The sequence below is a fragment of the Acinetobacter equi genome (assembly GCF_001307195.1).
Lineage (GTDB): Bacteria > Pseudomonadota > Gammaproteobacteria > Pseudomonadales > Moraxellaceae > Acinetobacter > Acinetobacter equi.
Genome location: NZ_CP012808.1, coordinates 1,119,183 through 1,138,796 on the forward strand (window position 1 = coordinate 1,119,183; position 19,614 = coordinate 1,138,796).

The 19,614-nt window shown below is 35.7% G+C and carries 16 protein-coding genes; 13 read left to right on the forward strand and 3 right to left on the reverse strand.

From position 1 onward, the window contains the following. Nucleotides 1–38: 38 nt before the first annotated feature. Both gltX and AOY20_RS05190 read right to left on the reverse strand, forming a co-directional pair. A complete protein-coding gene (gene gltX, locus AOY20_RS05185; protein ID WP_054580876.1) occupies nt 39–1,547 on the reverse strand; it encodes a glutamate--tRNA ligase in 1,509 nt (502 codons plus the stop codon). Nucleotides 1,548–1,671: 124 nt separating this feature from the next. Further along, nucleotides 1,672–1,968 (reverse strand): hypothetical protein, encoded by a 297-nt coding sequence (locus AOY20_RS05190; RefSeq protein ID WP_144424757.1) that lies wholly within the window; start codon nt 1,966–1,968, stop codon nt 1,672–1,674. Between the two features lie 607 nt (nt 1,969–2,575). Between AOY20_RS05190 and AOY20_RS05195 the strand changes: the two genes are divergently transcribed. The 8 genes from AOY20_RS05195 (at nt 2,576) to AOY20_RS05230 (ending at nt 11,776) form a co-directional block, all read left to right on the forward strand. Continuing rightward, a complete protein-coding gene (locus AOY20_RS05195) occupies nt 2,576–3,592 on the forward strand; it encodes a sulfate ABC transporter substrate-binding protein (RefSeq protein ID WP_054580878.1) in 1,017 nt (338 codons plus the stop codon). A gap of 176 nt (nt 3,593–3,768) precedes the next feature. After that, nucleotides 3,769–4,683 carry a 16S rRNA (cytosine(1402)-N(4))-methyltransferase RsmH gene (gene rsmH, locus AOY20_RS05200; protein ID WP_054580879.1) on the forward strand — a complete coding sequence of 305 codons (915 nt, stop codon included), beginning with the start codon at nt 3,769–3,771 and terminating at the stop codon, nt 4,681–4,683. Next, entirely contained in the window at nt 4,673–5,026 is a 354-nt protein-coding gene (gene ftsL, locus AOY20_RS05205) for a cell division protein FtsL (RefSeq protein ID WP_417855682.1), read from the forward strand. Before rsmH ends, ftsL begins: the two co-directional genes overlap by 11 nt. A 12-nt stretch (nt 5,027–5,038) precedes the next feature. Continuing rightward, complete coding sequence (gene ftsI / locus AOY20_RS05210; RefSeq protein WP_054580881.1) at nt 5,039–6,859, forward strand: penicillin-binding protein PBP3; 1,821 nt, start codon at nt 5,039–5,041, stop codon at nt 6,857–6,859. A 12-nt stretch (nt 6,860–6,871) separates the two neighbouring features. After that, nucleotides 6,872–8,365, forward strand: a complete 1,494-nt coding sequence (locus AOY20_RS05215; protein WP_054580882.1) for a UDP-N-acetylmuramoyl-L-alanyl-D-glutamate--2,6-diaminopimelate ligase — start codon at nt 6,872–6,874, stop codon at nt 8,363–8,365. A 9-nt stretch (nt 8,366–8,374) separates the two neighbouring features. Beyond that, on the forward strand, nt 8,375–9,784 hold the full coding sequence (locus AOY20_RS05220; RefSeq protein WP_054580883.1) for a UDP-N-acetylmuramoyl-tripeptide--D-alanyl-D-alanine ligase: 1,410 nt from the start codon (nt 8,375–8,377) through the stop codon (nt 9,782–9,784). Continuing rightward, a complete protein-coding gene (gene mraY, locus AOY20_RS05225) occupies nt 9,785–10,903 on the forward strand; it encodes a phospho-N-acetylmuramoyl-pentapeptide-transferase (RefSeq protein WP_054580884.1) in 1,119 nt (372 codons plus the stop codon). A gap of 66 nt (nt 10,904–10,969) precedes the next feature. Next, the gene (locus AOY20_RS05230; RefSeq protein ID WP_054580885.1) at nt 10,970–11,776 is read left to right on the forward strand and encodes a putative RNA methyltransferase; all 807 of its coding nucleotides are present in this window, start codon (nt 10,970–10,972) and stop codon (nt 11,774–11,776) included. Between the two features lie 73 nt (nt 11,777–11,849). On the opposite strand, the gene ponA is transcribed toward AOY20_RS05230, so the two are convergent. Next, a complete protein-coding gene (gene ponA / locus AOY20_RS05235) occupies nt 11,850–14,381 on the reverse strand; it encodes a penicillin-binding protein PBP1a (protein WP_054580886.1) in 2,532 nt (843 codons plus the stop codon). A 161-nt stretch (nt 14,382–14,542) separates the two neighbouring features. Here ponA and AOY20_RS05240 point away from each other — a divergent pair, with 161 nt between their 5' ends. The 5 genes from AOY20_RS05240 (at nt 14,543) to pilQ (ending at nt 19,605) form a co-directional block, all read left to right on the forward strand. Further along, nucleotides 14,543–15,601, forward strand: coding sequence for a pilus assembly protein PilM (locus AOY20_RS05240; RefSeq protein WP_054580887.1), 1,059 nt, complete (start codon nt 14,543–14,545; stop codon nt 15,599–15,601). Beyond that, entirely contained in the window at nt 15,601–16,194 is a 594-nt protein-coding gene (locus AOY20_RS05245) for a PilN domain-containing protein (protein WP_054580888.1), read from the forward strand. The genes AOY20_RS05240 and AOY20_RS05245 overlap by 1 nt, the downstream gene beginning before the upstream one ends. A gap of 77 nt (nt 16,195–16,271) precedes the next feature. Next, a complete protein-coding gene (locus AOY20_RS05250) occupies nt 16,272–16,967 on the forward strand; it encodes a type IV pilus inner membrane component PilO (protein ID WP_054580889.1) in 696 nt (231 codons plus the stop codon). A gap of 2 nt (nt 16,968–16,969) precedes the next feature. Then, nucleotides 16,970–17,485 (forward strand): pilus assembly protein PilP, encoded by a 516-nt coding sequence (locus tag AOY20_RS05255; RefSeq protein WP_054580890.1) that lies wholly within the window; start codon nt 16,970–16,972, stop codon nt 17,483–17,485. 59 nt (nt 17,486–17,544) lie between these two features. Next, nucleotides 17,545–19,605, forward strand: a complete 2,061-nt coding sequence (gene pilQ / locus AOY20_RS05260; RefSeq protein WP_054580891.1) for a type IV pilus secretin PilQ — start codon at nt 17,545–17,547, stop codon at nt 19,603–19,605. Nucleotides 19,606–19,614: the final 9 nt, after the last annotated feature.

Consider the following 19,614-nt stretch of genomic DNA (forward strand, 5'->3'; position numbering starts at 1 on the left):
TTAGGGATATAACATCCATACGTCAACTAAAAAATCACTTAAGCTTCATTGATTGCATCATTTTTCGGCAATTTTAGGCTTTCATTGAGTTTTTCCCATGCTTTTGTTTCTTTTTTACTCGGTGTACCTACAATTTCTAGTGCGTGACGTAAGCGAGCAAAAGTAAGATCAGGGCCAATAGTTACCATTGATTGCATTACAGGTGTTGAGCTTGTTGAGCCTGCAATTGCAATAAAGAAGGTCGGCATGAAATCACGGAGTTTAATTTCCATTTGATTTGCAAGATCCATAAGTACTTGGCTGACAGTGTCATTATTCCAAGTAAACATGCTTTCTAAACGCCAAATTGCAAATTGAAGACTTTGACGAACTTGTTCTTCAGACAATTTTTTACTTTCAAATTGTTCTTTTGTGATGTTCGGGAATTGGTTGAAATAGAATCCTGCCCAGTTCACAGCTTCAGATAAAAGATTAATACGAGGTTGAATTGCAGCGGCAATATCTTCAAGAGTTTGGCGATCTGCTTTCCAAGCTAATAATGTATCAAGTAATTGACCAGGTGTTAAACCTTTAATCCATTGACCATTTAACCAATTAAGCTTCTCAACATCAAAGATTGGGCCGCCTAAAGATACGCGTTTAATGTCAAAGTTTTCGATCATTTCAGCCAAAGTGAATTTTTCACGTTCATCTGGCATTGACCAACCCATGCGTCCTAAATAGTTAAGAAGCGCTTCTGGCAATACACCAATATTTTTATAATAGTTGATTGATGTTGGGTTTTTACGTTTAGATAATTTTGATTTATCAGGATTACGCAATAATGGCATGTGGCAAAGCACTGGCATATCCCAACCAAAATATTGATATAACAACTGATGTTTTGGTGCAGATGGAATCCATTCTTCACCACGGATGACATGAGTGATTTCCATTAAATGGTCATCTACAACGTTTGCAAGATGATAAGTTGGTAATCCATCTGTTTTTAGAAGGATTTGCATATCAACTTGAGCCCAAGGAATCTCTACTTCGCCACGGAGCATGTCATTAAATTTACAAATACCTTCAGTTGGAACTTTCATACGAATAACATGTGGTTCACCCGCTGCTAAACGACGTTCAACTTCTTCTTGAGTTAAATTTAGACCACGACCGTCATAACGAGGAGTTTCGCCACGAGCTTGTTGTTCTGCACGCATTTGATCAAGTTCTTCAGCTGTTGCAAAACAATAAAAAGCATGACCTTTTTCAACAAGTTCTAAAGCATATTGTTTATAGATACCCATACGTTCAGATTGACGATATGGTGCATGAGGACCACCAATATCTGGACCTTCAGACCAGTTTAATCCTAGCCAACGCAATGAATCTAAAATCATTTTTTCTGATTCGGGTGTTGATCGAAGTTGGTCTGTATCTTCAATACGAAGGATAAATTCGCCACCATGTTGTTTAGCGAAACATAAATTGAAAAGTGCAATATAAGCAGTACCTACATGAGGAAAACCTGTAGGTGAAGGTGCAATACGAGTACGAACTGTCATAACCAGATATTATTCAGAATGTAAATTAAATCTATTATAACGAAAAAGCCTAATTACATTCTGTTTAATTCATTGGAATGTGTTGGGAGTGTATTTTTATTTTTATGAAGAGAGTAACTTGTATTTAAAGTTGAGCACGACTTTGGGGGAGTATTGCCTGTATTAATTTACTAAAATGTTGATTTTGATTTGAAAAAAAAGCTTGAGTTGGTGCTAAAGTATGATGTTTAACAATATTTGATTGATTGTTACATGATTCTGTATTTTTCAGTTTTTTATCTGTTAATGCCTTTTCAATTAATGAACTTTTATTTAGTGGTGTAATTTTTTTTGATTGTACTGAATTTACACTTGCTGCATGGCTGAATTGTAATGTAATGCCCATACATAAGCAGAATATATACGGTGTTTTAAACTTCATTTTTGAACCCCCTTGCTTATTTGAAGATATTTATGTCTTGATCAAAATCTAGTTACAGTTTTTTATATTATGGTTAATATATAAACACAAATTGTAATCAAAAATAAGATGTATGTCACAAAGCTTACAAAAAAATTACAATCAAACACAAAAAGTGATCAATTTATCCTTAATATTTGTGAAATTAAATTATTTTTTTTTATCAAATGAGACTTCTTTCATATTTGATTTCGATGAAATTCATTAGAAATTGTTAATAATTGTGAGTTGTTTATTGTATTTTTGCATCATAAGTAAGCAAAAAAAATGACATGAAAGCCTTTAACTAAAATAAAATATGTTCAAATTGCAATTTTATTTTAAAGATAGTGAAAAAATCATTATTTAGTAAAATCGAAAAATAATAATGAAAAATACCTTATCTTTTTTATTGATATTCATTTCTTAAAAATGTATATATTGTGAATAAGTAAAATTTATTTGAATTATGATGAAAAACAGAGTCTTATTTTCTAATTGTTCACTTTGCTACTAAATGTATTTGATTGCACTTTAATTCGACTTTTCATATATTTGATCTTATTCAAATAATTCTGATTCAAATGTCATGAAAACTTCTTTTAAAGCGCTAATAAGTGCCACTGTATTGATTGCAAGTTTTGGTTTAACAACAACTTTACAAGCAGCTGATCGTCAATTTTTAAATGTTTCATATGATGCGACACGTGAATTTTATGATGAATTCAATAAATCATTTGGTTCATGGTGGACATCTAAAACAGGTCAAAAAGTTGATTTTAAACAATCACATGGTGGATCAGGAAAACAAGCACGTGCTGTTGTTGATGGTTTAAAAGCAGATGTTGTTACACTTGCTTTAGCTAATGATATTGATGAAATTGTTAAATCAGGGCAAATACAGCCAGGTTGGCAAAAAGAGTTTCCTTATAATTCAGCGCCTTATACTTCAACTATTGTGTTTATGGTACGGAAGGGAAATCCTAAAAATATTAAAGATTGGCCAGATCTTGTTAAGCCTGGTGTAGAGATTATTACGCCAAATCCAAAAACAGGTGGTTTACCTCGTTGGGTATATCTATCTGCTTGGGGGTATGAGTTAACGCAACCAGGTGGAAATGAAGCTAAGGCAAAAGCTTTTGTTGGAAAGTTATATCATAATGTAAAAGTGATGGATTCAGCAGCACGTGCTTCTATGACAACATTTGCTGAGCGTGGTATTGGCGATGTGCTTTTAACTTGGGAAAATGAAGCTTTAGTGACTCAAAAAGCATTAGGTAAGGATAAGTTTGAAATTATTTATCCATCAGTTTCTATTTTAACTGAACCTTCAGTTGCAATTGTTGATAAGACCGTTGAAAAGGATGGTAATAAATGGTTAGCAACGGCATATATTAATTATATGTATTCTCCACTTGGGCAAAATATGGTAGCAAAGCACTACTATCGTCCACGTAATCAAGAAGTTTTGGCAAAATATAGAAATCAATTTCCACCATTAAAAACATTTACGATTGATGAAGTGTTTGGTGGATGGTCGAATGCTCAAAAAACACATTTTGCAAATGGCGCTATTTTTGATCAGCTTTATAATTCAAAACGCTAATTTGTCTAAATATTGAAAAAAAGCCCCATTTATGGGGCTTTTTTTGTATAAGAATAAATACAAAAAACGGTTTTCTCTATAGAAAGTAATATTTACGAACAAAAAGTCGTTTGGAGCTTTTCAAAAACAAGGTAATAATACACAGTTAAATTATAGCTTTTAGATTGATTCCGCTTATGTCGCATATTTCTGTATTACTTTATGAAACTGTTGATGCTCTGTTGGCAGATCGCAATACAGGAATTTATATCGATGGAACCTTTGGGCGAGGCGGGCACACTCGTTTATTGCTTTCAAAGTTAGATGAAAATTCATCTGTTTATGCGTTTGATAAAGATCCACAAGCACTTGCAGTTGCAGCAGAACTTGAAAAAGAAGACCCAAGATTTAAAATTATTCATGCAAGTTTTGCAGATATAAAAGCAGAGCTTGCTACACTGGATATTCATGAAGTTGATGGTGTGATGGCTGACTTGGGTGTTTCATCTCCTCAACTAGACCAGGCTGAGCGTGGTTTTAGTTTTATGAAAGATGGACCGCTCGATATGCGTATGGATAATTCACAAGGTCCAACGGCAGCAGAATGGTTAGTGAATATTGAAGAAGAAGCATTAGCAAATTATATTTTTAAATATGGTGAAGAGCGTTATAGTCGCCGTATTGCAAAAGCAATTAAAAATGCGGGTTATATAGAAACTACAGGTCAGTTAGCTGAAATTGTGAAAGTTGCGCATCCTAAATGGGAAAAAAATAAACATGCCGCAACACGTACTTTCCAAGCTATTCGTATTGCGATTAATAAAGAATTAGAAGACATTGAAAACTTTTTACCGCAAGCGGTAGATATTTTAAAGCCAGATGCTCGTTTGGCTGTTATTAGTTTCCATTCTTTAGAAGATCGCTTAATTAAACAATTTATTCAAAAAGAATCTACGCTTGCTGAAGATACAGGGTGGGGAATGCCACAAAAGCAAGAAGATACACGACGTCTTAAAAAAATTTCACGTATTCGTGCAAGCGAAGAAGAAGTTAAGGCGAATCCAAGATCGCGTAGTGCATGGCTAAGAGTAGCTGAGAAACTTGAAAAATAGTGGAAAAATAATGACAACAGTCTCTATTGAAAATGTGAAAACAAAAATAAAAAACCCTAAAGTTTTTTATTACGTGTTGTTACTTATTTTAGTTCTAGGCAGTGCTGTTATGGTGGTGTTTCAAGTTTTTGAATATCGCCATGATTATCGTGAGCTGAGTAAATACTATCGTGAGCGTGATGATTTGAATGCTGAATGGGGGCGCTTGTTGATTGAGCAACAAACATTTGGTGCAACAGCACAAATTGGGACACGAGCTGTGACACAATTGAGAATGTATTCACCACCTGCAAAACAAACCGTTGTAATTTCTTTGCCGATGAAAACAGAAGATAAAAAGTAGGATTCGTGATTCATGTCAGATTCTCGTAAAAAACCAACACGAAAAAAACAGTCAGTCACAGATCGAAATGCTGTCCATGTTGATATGTGGCGGTATTACCTTATGTGGGGTTTTGTTATTCTATGTTTTCTAGCATTGGTAGGACGTGCTTTTTACGTTCAAATTGTAAATCATGATTTTTTGCAAAATAAATTGAATGCGAATATTCAACGAACTGAAACAGTAAAAGCAATGCGTGGCGTGATTTACGATCGTCATGGTGTTCCTTTAGCAATTAGTACACCAATCATGAAGGTCGTTATTGATCCGAGAGATTATTTTGAAACTAAAAAGCTATATGACGAAATTACAGCAGAATTAAAGAAAGATCCTGATAATCGTAAATTAAAACGTCAATTACCTGATAAAAATTTAAATTTAGATGAGTTAGCAGATGCGGTTGGGATGGATCGTGCTGAATTACGTAAAAAGATGAATGAGCGCCCTCGTTCACGTTATTTAGTTTTGAAAAAGGAAGTTCCACCGCAACAAGCAGAATTAATTGCAAAACGTAATTTCCAAGGTGTATATACAGAAAAAAATTACAAACGCTATTACCCTCAGCCTCAACCAAGTGCTCAAATTATTGGTTTAACGAATAGTGAAGGTTCAGGTATTGAAGGATTAGAAATGCAATTGAATACTCGCTTAGCGGGTACAGATGGGCAACAACAGATTATTCGTGATAAACGTGGAAATCGAGTTAAAGATCCAGAAGTTGTAAAAGAAGTTGAAGCTGGTGAAAACATCATGCTGAGTATTGATTCACGATTACAATATATTATGTACCGTGAATTAACAGCAGCAGGTGTTGCAAACAATGCGCGTTCTGCAACTGCTATTGCTGTTGATGTCAAAACAGGTGAAATTTTAGCGATGACATCTTGGCCTTCTTATAATCCAAATGATAAGAATGGTTTATCGAATAAAGATGCGATGCGTAACCGTGGCGCGGTTGACTCATTTGAGCCTGGTTCAACCATGAAACCTTTGACTGTTGCTATGGCACTGGAAAGTGGCAAATATATGCCAAATACTGTGGTAAGTACGGCACCAGGTTCTATGCGCGTTGGTAACCATACAATTAGAGATACGCATAACTACGGTTCTTTAACACTTGGTGGAATTATCCAAAAATCTTCAAACGTTGGTGTTGCAAAAATTGCTTTATCTTTACCGTATGAAGCATTACCAACATTTTATAAGCGTATTGGTTTTGGTGAGCGCTCAGCAGTTAAGTTTCCAGGGGAAAGTGCGGGTCTAATTTTGCCAAAGAGCAAATGGAATGTATCTGAAGTTGCAACAATGGCTTATGGTTATGGTTTAAATGCCACCGTACTTCAATTGGCAGATGCTTATGCCATGATTGCCAATAAAGGTAAAAAAATGCCTTTAAGTTTGTATAAATTAGATGAAGAACCACAAGGTGAGCAAATTATAGATCCGAAAATTGCAGATGAAGTCTTACTTATGATGGAAGCTGTAACTTTACCGGGTGGAACAGCAAAACAAGCGAATATTCCTGGCTATCGTGTTGCTGGTAAAACAGGAACAGCACATAAATTACGTCCAGATCGTAAAGGTTATTCACAAACAGATTATCGTGCACTTTTTGCAGGTGTTGCACCCGTAAGTGATCCACGATTAGCCATTGTTGTGGTCGTTGAAAATCCAAAAGGTCAATATTATGGAGGGCTTGTTGCTGCTCCTGTATTTGCACGTGTAATGCAAGAATCTTTACGTTTATTGAATGTACCCTTAGATAAACCTTTAGATACTCCCAAAGTCCAGTAAATAGGTGGATAAATGTCAATATCTTTTCAAGATCTATACACCATTGAAAATCCTGAAAGTTGGCTTCAGCAGCCTTTTCAAGGGTTTAATCTGGATAGTCGCAAAGTAACAGCAGGGCAAATTTTTATTGCGCTTACATCTTTGTCACAACCTGAAAAAACAGTTCAATTTGCTCAAGCTGCCTTAAATTTAGGTGCTTTAGGCGTAATTTCTGAAATAGATTTGGCTTTAGAAAATAATCTAGTCATTCCAAATGTACGTCAGTTAATGGGCGAGTGGCAAAAGCAGTATTTACAAGCGACTCAACCTGTTAGACCTGCAAAAATTATTGCGGTAACAGGAACCAATGGGAAAACCACAATTTCACGTTTAATTGCTGAATTATTAATGCTACAAGGCAAAAAATGTGCAGTGATGGGAACCACTGGAAATGGTATTTTACCTCATTTGGAAGCTTCATCTCATACAACATTAGATGCATTACATTTACAAAATGCGTTACATGAATATGCTCAAGCAGGTGCTGAATTCGCTTCAATTGAAGCAAGTTCGCATGGTTTGGAGCAAGGTCGTTTAAATGGCTGTGATATTGAAATTGCTGCGTATAGTAATTTAAGTCGCGATCATTTGGATTATCACGGAACATTAGAGGCGTATGCGGAAGCAAAATCTCGGTTATTCCAATTTAAATCACTTAAAGTTGCGATTATTAATATTGATGATGAACATGCATCTGTAATGTTGGATGCAGCAAGGAATAATCAATCAAAACCTAAAATTTTAACGTATTCAACGACACAAAAAGCAGATTATCAAGTACAAGAAATTGAATATAGTCTAAGTGGGGCACACTTTAAACTCATTACTGCTCAAGGTCAGTTTGTTGTAAATAGCCCATTATTGGGTCATTTTAATATTGAAAACTTAGTCGCAAGTTTAATTGCGGTAGAGCAAGCAGGCTTTAATTTACAAGACCTTATTCACGTGACGCCTAAGTTGAAAGGTGCACCGGGACGAATGCAAGTTATACGTGATGATGAACGTTTATTTGTGGTCGATTATGCTCATACGCCAGATGCATTAATTCAAGTTCTACAAACTTTAAAGCGTCATGTATCACAAAATTTATGGGCAGTCTTTGGGTGTGGAGGAGATCGTGATCGAGGGAAACGTCCTTTGATGACTCAAGCTGCACTTGATTATGCCAATGTTGCATTAATTACTTCAGATAATCCACGAACTGAAGATCCTGCACAAATTTTCGCAGATATGAAAGCGGGCATTCAGTTTGAAAATCATATTGTCCATGAAATTCATGATCGTCGTGAAGCGATTAAGTTTGCTGTTCAGCAAGCTCAAGCAGGCGATATTGTGGTGATTGCAGGAAAAGGACATGAAAACTATCAAGAAATTGATGGTGTTCGACATTGGTTTGATGATGTGGTTGAAGTGACTTCAGCTGTTCAGAATCAACATGCACAAACTAATTCATATCCAGCTCAATAGGAGAGATTCATGCATACCTCAACGACAAGTACGGTACCTTTAGAGCCTTGGACAATTGAACAATTACAAGAAGCAACTCAGGGACAGTGGCACAATGGTCGCATTCCTACAGGTCTTGTGAAACGTATTTTAACTGACTCTCGTCATGCAGAAAAAGGTGATGTATTTCTTGCTTTAAAAGGTGAGAAATTTGATGCACACAATTTCGTTGCTCAAGTGGCTGAAAAGGGCTGTGAAATTGCGATTGTAAGTCATCCTATTGATGCAGATATTTGTCAGCTTGTAGTTGCAGATACACGTTTAGCATTAGGACATTTGGGTGCTTATCGTCGTAAGAAAAATTCACAACTTAAAGTCATTGCTTTAACTGGAAGTAGTGGTAAAACAACAACGAAAGAAATGTTAGGCAGTATTTTGTCACGTATTGCACCGACATTAATTACCCGTGGAAATCTAAATAATGATTTAGGTGTTCCAATGATGTTATTAGAATTACGTTCAGAACACCAATATGCGGTCATGGAATTGGGTGCAAGTCATCAAGGTGAAATTGACTATACGTCTGATCTTGTACAACCTCATGTAGCAGGTATTTTAAATATTGGTACTGCTCATTTGGGTGAGTTCGGTGGGCGTGATGGGATCTGTCGTGCTAAATCTGAAATTTATGCGCATGTTGATGCACAAGGAACTTCAATTGTTCCTGCACATGATGATTTTAGCGCTGAAATTCGCCAAGTGGTAAAAACTGAAAAAGTATTAAGCTTTGGTCAAGATGGTGAAGTATTTGCAACTGACGTTCAGTTACAGCCTCAAGCTTCGGTATTTACTTTAAATACACCTGAAGGTTCACGTACTGTAAATTTACCATTTGCTGGTGAGCATAATGTTGAAAATGCGACCGCTGCGGCAGCATTTGCTTTAGCTTTGGGCATTTCTTTAGAAGATATTATTATCGGTCTAGAACAAGCGACAGGTGCTAAAGGTCGTTTGAATTTTATTCCACATAAGCATTATTTATTTATTGATGATACTTACAATGCAAATCCAACATCTATGCGAGCAGCAGCTGAAGTGCTTGCTCAGCAAGATGGTATTCGTGTGATGGTTGTCGGTGATATTGGTGAGTTAGGAAACAGCGCTGCTCAACAACATTATATGTTGGGGCGCGATTTGGTTTCTGTAAAAGGTTTAAACTTTGTTGTTGCTGTCGGAGAGTTTGCTCCTGCAATGCAAGAAGGTGCAAGAAGTACACAATATGGTAAAAAAATGCAGGCTTTTTTAACACAAGAGCAAGCATTGCCATTATTAATTGATTTGGTTAAAACACATCAGCCTCAGTCCATGAGTTTCCTCTTTAAAGGTTCTCGTTTTACCCACATGGAAACTTTGCTGGCTGACTTGATGGAGAACATATAAATGCTGTTATGGTTATTTGAACAGCTTGCGGGCTACAACAGCTCATTTCAAGTTGTTCGTTATTTAACATTGCGATCATTGCTTAGTGTCTTAACAGCACTAACCATTGGTTTAGTTCTTGGCCCTGTAATGATTCGCAAATTGCAAGCATTAAAATATGGTCAAGCGGTAAGTTCATTCGCTCCAGAAAATCATGCGAAAAAAATGGGTACACCAACAATGGGTGGGGTACTTATTTTACTTTCTATTGGTATTTCAACATTACTTTGGGCTGATTTATCTAATCCATATGTATGGATTGTATTGGCAGTTATGGTGATTTTTGGTGCTGTAGGCTGGGCTGATGATTGGATTAAAATCCGATATAAAGATAATGCTGGTTTACCTGCACGTAAAAAATTCTTTTGGACTTCTGTTGGTTCATTAGGGGCAGGTATTGCGCTTTATCTTATTGCGCAAAACCAAGGCAATCCAATTTACACTGCAAATATGTTGGATGTTTTAATTCCATTCTTTAAAGATTTAAGTATTCCATTGTCTAAAATTCCATTAGGTATTGGTTTCTTAGTTTTTACTTATTTTGTAATTAATGGTGCATCAAATGCAGTGAACTTGACTGATGGTTTAGATGGCTTAGCCATTATGCCTATTGTTTTAGTGGCTGCGGGCTTAGGTGTATTTGCTTATTTAGCAGGTGACTTACGTTTTGCAAATTACTTACATATTCCATATGTAAAATATTCATCTGAACTTGTTGTAATTTGTGCTGCAATGATTGGCGCGGGCTTAGCATTCTTATGGTTTAATGCTCATCCTGCACAAATATTTATGGGTGATGTTGGGGCATTATCTCTAGGTGCGATGCTCGGTACAATTGCGGTAATGGTTCGTCAAGAAATCGTATTTGCGATTATGGCAGGTGTATTCTTAGTTGAAGCAATTTCTGTATTCTTACAGATTGGTTCATTACGTATGCGTAATAAGCGTGTGTTCCTCATGGCTCCTTTACATCATCATTATGAGAAAAAAGGCTGGAGAGAAACTCAGGTTGTAATTCGTTTCTGGATTATTACGATTATACTGGTAGTTTTAGGTCTAATGACTTTAAAATTGCGCTAAGCAAATAGAATCTAAAAAGTCGGCATTTGTCGGCTTTTTTTATGGCTGAAAAGCTTTGGAGAAAAAATGAATCTGCTGATGTGTCCTGTATGTCAAAAGCAATTAGTACTGAATGACAGAACTTGGCGATGTGAAACGAATCATAGTTATGATGTTGCAAAACAAGGCTATGTAAATTTACATGTTGTTCAGCATAAACATAGTAAAAATCCAGGTGATACTCCCGAATCTGTACAAGCGCGTCGAGCATTTTTAAGTGCTGGACACTATGCACCATTACAGCAAGCAGTCGTTGAAAAAATACGCCAATTACGCATTGAAAATTTACTTGATATTGGTTGTGGTGAAGGTTATTACACTAATGCAATGCAGGCAGAAGTATTGCAATGTGTAGGTGTTGATATTGCAAAAAATGCAGTACAAGTTGCCGCTAAATTAAATTCGGAAGTAACTTGGGTTGTTGGAACAGGGGCAACACTTCCAGTACTAGAACATTCCATTGATCTTTGTACAAGTTTGTTTAGTCCAATTCCTAAAGCTGAAATTTTAAGAGTATTGAAGCCTGCAGGTTATTTAATGGTAGTTACGCCTGCCACAGAACATTTATATGCAATGCGTGAAGCTTTATTTGAAGAAGTAAAACCACATGATTCTTCTAAATTTGTAGAGCAATTAGCAGATGCTTTTGAGCTGATTGATGAGCAAGTTGTATGTGCCGATTTAGTACTGAATCAAACAGATTTAAAGAATCTAATTGCAATGACGCCATATGCATATAAAGCAAAACCTGAGCGTCGTTTGGCTTTAGAACAGCATGAGCAGTTTGATTTGACTGCACAATATCAAATTTATGTATTCAAAAAGAAATCTTAATATCAAAGATTAATTAAAGATAATAAAAAGCCCTCAATGAATGAGGGCTTTTTATTGAATTAAATACTTAGATTTACTGAATTTGTTGAATCAGATCTTCTAAAGAATCCTTAGGACGATGTGATGTTCCAGTATTGCTGTTTTGAGTCGTGGGTGACTTCTGAGTCGGTGCAGGATTATCCTCTTCAGGTAAATCATCGAAGTCGTTAATAGATGGTGGCTTAACTACTGGTGCAGGACGATATAACGGTCTTGCTAAAGGTGGTGAAGAACGATCAATCGTTAAAGGAACATCTGTTTCTTGAGTGGTTGATGGGCGTGTAGGATCTTTAGCTTTATGGTCTAAAGTCACCCAAGCTTCAGGTGTTCCTTGAAGTGCTTTTGCCATAAAGTTAGTCCAAATAGGAAGTGCTGCAACACCACCATATTCACGACGACCGAGTGTTGTTGGTCTATCAAAACCTACCCAAGCAATAGAAACGAGTTTTCCATTAAAGCCAGCAAACCATGCATCTTTGGCATCATTTGTTGTTCCTGTTTTACCACCAATATCGTTACGACCAATTCTAAGTGCTGCACGACCTGTACCATGCTGAATTACATCTCTTAAAATATTGGCCATATCATAAGCAGAGCTTGATTTTAAAATACGTTGCGCTTGTTTATATTGGCTATTTTTATTTAATGCTTCAGCATTCATGATCGCTTGCTGTTGATCATCCATAATTGTTTCAATTACTTCATCATCAGGAGTTAAAGCGGGTGCTGAAGTAGGATTTTTTTCTTGCTGTGTAATACATGAAATACATGCGTATTCTGGATCTGCCTGATAAATAACTTTCCCGTATGCATCTTCAATTCGATTAATAAAATGAGGCTGAACACGGTAACCACCATTTGCAAAGGCAGCATAACCTGTTGCCATTTGTACTGGTAAAACTTGGGGTGTACCTAAAGCAATTGTATAGTTATTCGGAATTTGATCTTCTTGTAAACCGAAGTCCATTAGTAATTGTTTAGCACGGTCAATACCGACACTTTGTAATAAACGAACAGAAACTGTATTTCGAGATAAATATAGTGCTCGACGTAATGGAATCATGCCTAAATAACGACCATCGGAGTTTCTTGGTGACCATTTACCAATACGAATAGGACTATCATCAACCATTGTATAAGGAGTCATTCCACGTTCTAAAGTAGCAGCGTAGATGAATGGTTTAATGATGGAACCTGGCTGTCTCCATCCTTGTATTGCACGGTTAAATGTTGACTGTGAAAAGTTATAACCACCAACGATTGCTTCAATTGCACCATTATTGGGGTTTAAAGCAATGATTTGTCCTTGAACCGCTGGAATTTGTACTAAACTCCATGTTGTTTTATCTTCGCTGGGTCTTAAGCGAATAATATCATTCACTTTAACAATTTGAGATGCATTTGTTGGTGCATTACCTACGCTATTTGCATTACGATAGGGGCGAGCCCAAGACATACCTGACCAGTTTACGGTTACTGTTTTTCCATCTTGCATGACTGCATCGAAGCTGTTTTTACTTACTTGCGTGACTTTTGCAGGATAGGTATTTGCAAATGCTGTAAATTGGCTTAAAGGTTTATCATGCGCTTCCGCACCGCGCCAACCATGACGACGGTCATAATCTTCTAAACCTTTACGTAATGATTCTTCAGCATATGCCTGACGCTTACTGTCAATCGTGGTATAAACTTTATAGCCAGAATCAATAGATTGTTCCCCAAAATTTTGAACTAATTCTGAACGAACCATTTCACCGACATAGGGGAATTTATTGCTGATGCTTCGATCAGGCATATTCAAATTGATAGGTTCAGCAATTGCTGTTTGGTATTCCCCTTGATTGATATAACCTAGTTGTAGCATACGTCCAAGAATCCAGTTGCGACGCTCTAGAGCACGATCTGGATTGACCACTGGATTGTATTTTGAGGGTGCTTTAGGTAAGCCAGCAATCATTGCCATTTGGGCAATACTCAGTTCATCTAAACCTTTGTCATAATAAACTTTTGAAGCAGCAGCGATACCATAAGCATTTTTACCTAAGAAAATTTTATTGACATAGAGGGTTAAAATTTCCTCTTTTGATAAGTTTTGTTCAATTTTTCGTGCTAAAAATACTTCAGTTAATTTACGTTTTAATGTTCTTTCGGGGCTTAAATAATAGTTTTTAGCCACTTGCATGGTAATGGTCGAGCCACCTGTTTGCACATTAGAACCAGTCACTGCCTCACTTAATGCTCGTCCTAGTCCTTTGAAACTAATGCCGCTATGTTCAAAAAAAGAAGAATCTTCAGCAGCTAAGAAAGCTGAAATAAATTTGGGTGGAATTTGGTTATATTCCACAGGTATTGATAATTTTCCACCATATTCTGCAATTAATTCATTATCAGCACTATAAACTTGTAAAGGTTTTAATAAAGGTGCTTTTTTGAGCAAAGTCATGTCTGGGAGTGACGGGGCAATATAGAGATACATGCCATAAAAGCCCATTGGAACTGAGACAAATATAATAATTATGAATAAAAAAAATGGATGAATACGACCTGAACTAGATGGCTTTTTCATAACAAGTGAGTTTTAATAAGGACTAATGGCAAACTAATTGTATTCAGTATATCTTGGTAAAGATGCTGATTGTTAAAAACTTTATTTAATCAGATAAAAATTATAAACCAATACTTAATTAGTACGTCGTTTTGGGAAATAAAAACAATAGGAAAAAAACAGTGCCTAGATTATACAATAAATCTAAAGATGGGGTAATAGGCGTAGATATTAGTTCTACTTCTGTTAAATTATTAGAGTTCTCTGTAAGAAATAATGAGTATTGGGTTGAAAATTATGCAGTTATTCCTTTACCTGAAGGAAGTGTAATTGAAAAAAATATTCTAAATACAGAAAATGTAGGAGATGCAATAGCAAAAGCGCTAGATTTTACGAGTTTTCGATCGCGATATGCGGCAATCGCAATTCCCACATCAATGGTCATTACTAAAATCATTGAGATGGATACAGACATGCATGATGATGAACGAGAAGTTCAGATTCGGATGGATGCTGAGCAATATATTCCATTTCCTTTAGATGATGTTAGTCTTGATTTTGAAGTACTACCAGATCGATTATCTTTACCTAATCGAGTGAATGTTCTACTTGTTTTGACCCGTGTAGAAAATGTTGAAATTAGACGAGAAGCGATAGAGCTTAGTGGTTTAGTTCCTAAAATTGCAGATGTTGAAAACTTTGCAATAGAAAATGCGTTTCAACTTTTTACCGACTCAATTCCTATGGGAACTAAAACAATTGCTATTTTGGATGTTGGTCATACCATGACGACCTTATCCGTTTTGCAACATAATAAAATTATTTATAACCGTGAACAAATTTTTGGTGGAAAACAACTGACGAACGATATTCAAAGACATTATGGATTATCATTTGAAGAAGCAGAACGAGCCAAAAAAACACACGTATTGCCTGATGATTATGATTCACAGGTGTTACAACCATTTTTAGAGTCTGTTATTCAACAAGCATCTAGATCTTTACAGTTTTTCTTTTCATCTTCTCAATATCATGATATTGATCATATTTTATTGGCTGGTGGATGTGCGAATATTCAAGGACTTTCACGGTTATTACAACAAAAATTAAATTACAGAGTAACGATTGCAAATCCAATATTACATATGCGGTTTTCTTCGAATGTAGATATTCAAAAAATTAAAAATGATGCACCATCATTGATGGTCGCTAGTGGTTTAGCACTTAGGAGTTTTGATTAATGACAAAAATTAACTTACTCCCTTGGCGAGATGAGCTCAGACAAAAACATAAAAAAGAATTTATTACAATTTGTGGTGGCATCGCTGTATTGGGAGCATTGTTGGTTGGAGGTGGGTGGTTGTATTTTGATCACAAGATGGATGATCAATTGCAAGCAAATCAATTGATTATTAGTACAAATCAGAATTTAGATCAGCAACTAAAATCACTCGAAGGTTTACAGGAGCAACGAGACCAAGTTATTGAGCGTATGAAGCTAATACAAGGGCTACAAAGTCAAAGACCGGTTGTTGTGAGATTAGTGGATGAATTGACGCGTGTGATTCCAGAAAATTTATATATTACAAAATTTTCAAGAGTAGGAGATTTATTTACTTTTGAAGGTAGAGCAGACAATCCAAATACAGTTGCAGAATTTTTAAGAAATTTAGAAGCCTCTTCTTGGTATCGAAATGCTTTTATGAATTCATTTTTAGCCTTAGATGAAGCAAAGAAAACAACAAACTCAAGCTCTGTTGTACCACGCATAGAAGATGGATTTGGACATTTTGTGGTAACAGCAAATGTTGCTGAGCCTAAAGCATCAGAATAATGATAGAAATATCAAACATTAAATAAAAATAGTATTTGCATGAGAAGCCAGTTTGGCGACTAGGGGGTGCACTCAGTATGGAAAAGTATAATAACGTTACTCCAAATACGACAGTTGCAAAAAAGAAGAAGTTTGATTTTGAAAAATTTATGCATCAATGGAATACACTAGATCCACAAAATTATGGTGGATGGCCAATTGCGGTCAAAATGACCATTTGTTGCTTTATTCTTTTATTGATTTCAATTTTAGGATATCTCGTAATCATCAAACCTAAAATTTTAGAAATTGAAAATGCGCAAGGACTTGAGCGGAATTTAATTGAAGAATTTAGAAAGAAAGAATCAACTTTAAGAAATTTATTGCAGTATCAGCAACAATTACAGGAAATGCAGATTAGCTTTAACCAACAATTAGAGCAATTGCCTAAAGAAACTGAAATTTCTGGGTTAGTCGAAGACTTAAATATTACAGGTATAAATTCAGGATTAAAATTTAATAATATTTTATTAGAGCCAGAAATTAAGCAAGAATTCATTATTGAGCAGCCTATTTCTATAGAGGCAACAGGTGATTACCACGCATTTGGAACATTTGTGAGTCAGAGTGCCGTGTTACCTCGTATTGTGACTTTACATGATTTTGTTGTGACTACAGGACAAAATGAGCAAAAAACAACAGCCATTCCTCGAATTACTTATTCAATCAAGGCAAAAACATATCGCTATGTAGGTAGCCTTCCGCAATCTAAAGCATCTACAGAGGAGAAATAATCATGAAAAAATTATTTTTCTTTTCGATCTTATTTATGATTGGGTGCGATTCTCGAATTGATTTTGTAAATCATCAAATGAATGAGATTAGGCGTGAACCACCTTTACCTATTGAGTCACCTCCTGTTTTTGAGCCAGCACCAACTTATGAATACGCGGCACATCAATTACGTAGTCCATTTATTCCGAGTTCGTTATCAGAAGAACTAAAACTAATGGGAGGAAGGAAGGTTTATCCAAACTTATCTCGTCCACAACATCCATTAGAAAGTTATGCGTTAGAAACTTTAAGTATGAAAGGTAGTTTAAAAAATAAAAATGGAAAAATATTAGCGCTGATTCAAACTCCTGATCAAGAAATTGAACAAGTTCAGGTAGGAAGTTATATGGGATTGAATCATGGGCGAGTAAGAGAAGTAACACCGACAAAAATTGATTTAATAGAAATTATTCCAGATGGTCGAGAAGGATATGTTGAGCGTCCTCGGAGTTTAGTTTTAGTAGGGGTAACACCTTAATTTTTAAATACATAACAATGAAAAACATGATGAGTTATATAATTGGGGAATAAATTAGAATGAATAGATTAGTTCGTCAGTGGGCAATGAGCACAGTTTCTATATGTGCAATACAAATAGCAAATGCTCAAGTTGATATTTTAAATATTGTGCCTGTTCAAACTCCTGAACAAGGAACAGAAATTCGAGTAACATTTAACAGATTACCACCTGAACCGCAGGCATATCAGCTTGAAAAACCTTCTCGATTAATTTTAGATTTTGAACAGGTAAAGCCAAATTTAACGCAAAATTCCGTAGCTGTTTTGAGTTCAGAAGTAAATTCGGTTGATGTTGCAGCAGATGATCTGCGTTCGCGTTTAACCGTTAATTTGGCACAAGCAGGTCAATTTACTACACGTGTTGAAGGAAATACTTTTATCTTAAAGGTAAATAATACTAAAAATGATACATTACCTACTCAACAAAAAACGATTGTTAATGCACATAAAGGTATTTCAAATATTGATTTTCAACGTGGCATAAATGGTGAAGGACAGGTATTAATTCAGTTATTTGATGCTCATACACCTGTTGATGTACAGCAACAAGGTACGAAAGTAATTGTCCGTTTCTTAGGAAATAAAATACCTAAGAATCTGGCACAACGTTTAAATGTTAATGATTTTGCAACACCTGTAACGGCTGTTGATGCATATAACGAAGGTGCTAATGGCGTGATTGCTATACAGACAACGGGTGCATATGAATATATGGCTTATCAAGCTGAAAAACAGTTAACTATTAGTTTAAAAAATTTTTCTACTCAAAAAGCTGCATCATTAGCGGTACCTCAACCTAAATATTCAGGACAAAAGGTTTCTTTAGATTTTCAAGATATTGAAGTTCGCCGTGTACTACAACTTTTAGCAGACTTTGCAAATACCAATTTGGTTGCAGCAGATAGTGTGACAGGAAATATTTCATTACGAATGAAAGATGTTCCTTGGGATCAGGCGTTAGATATCATCTTAAAAGCAAAAAATTTAGATAAACGTCAAAATGGAAATGTAGTTTGGATTGCACCTGTTATAGAGTTGGCAAAAGCAGATGAAGATCAGGCAAAAATGCTAGAACAACAAATAAAAATAGCACCAATTCAAACAGAATATATTCAACTTAGCTATGCCAAAGTTGAAGATATTGAAAAGTTAATTACATCAAATAAAACAGCAAGTAATAATAATTTATCTAGCTCAAGTGATAATAAAAATAATGAAAGTTTATTGAGTGGTCGTGGAAGCGTGTCCATAGATAAACGGACCAATACTCTCATCGTGAATGATACAGAACCATTTATTGTAAAAATTCGTAGAATGGTCGATCTGTTAGATGTTCCAGTAAAGCAGGTGATGGTTGAAGCACGCGTTGTTACAGCAGATACTAATTTTACGCGTGAACTTGGCGTCAAATGGGGATTACAACGTAATAATCCATCATTTCCCAATACACCAGGTTCAAATGTTTGGGGAGGAAATTTATCGCCTTCATTTGATTTAGGTGTCAATTTAGCTGCAGAAAATGCAGCAGGAACATTCAGTTTTGGACTACTTAAAATTTCTGATTATATGTTGAATTTACAGTTAAGTGCTATGCAGGCAGATGGTTATGGAGAAGTATTGTCTGCACCGAAGGTACTCACAGGTGATAAACAAAGAGCTTATATTTTAAGAGGTGATCAAATTCCATATCGGACATGGAGTGCAGAAACAGGGGTTAAAACAGAGTTTATGGATGCGAACTTAAAGTTAGAAGTCACCCCAAGCATTACGCCTGATGGAAAAGTACAAATGTCATTAAAAATAGAAAAGGATACGGTTGGACAGCTTACAGATGCAGGTTATGTTTTAAAAACCAATGAGTTGGAAACAAATGTTTTAGTAGATGATGGTCAAACAGTCGTACTTGGTGGGATTTTTGATGAAGCAAAAACGAATGATTATGAAAAAGTTCCATTCTTTGGTGATTTACCTGTAATTGGTCATTTATTTAAGAATAGTGTGAAGACAAATCAGCAATCTGAGCTATTGATTTTTATAACGCCAAGAATAGTTAATGACACTCTTTCAAGAAATCATTAATATATTTTC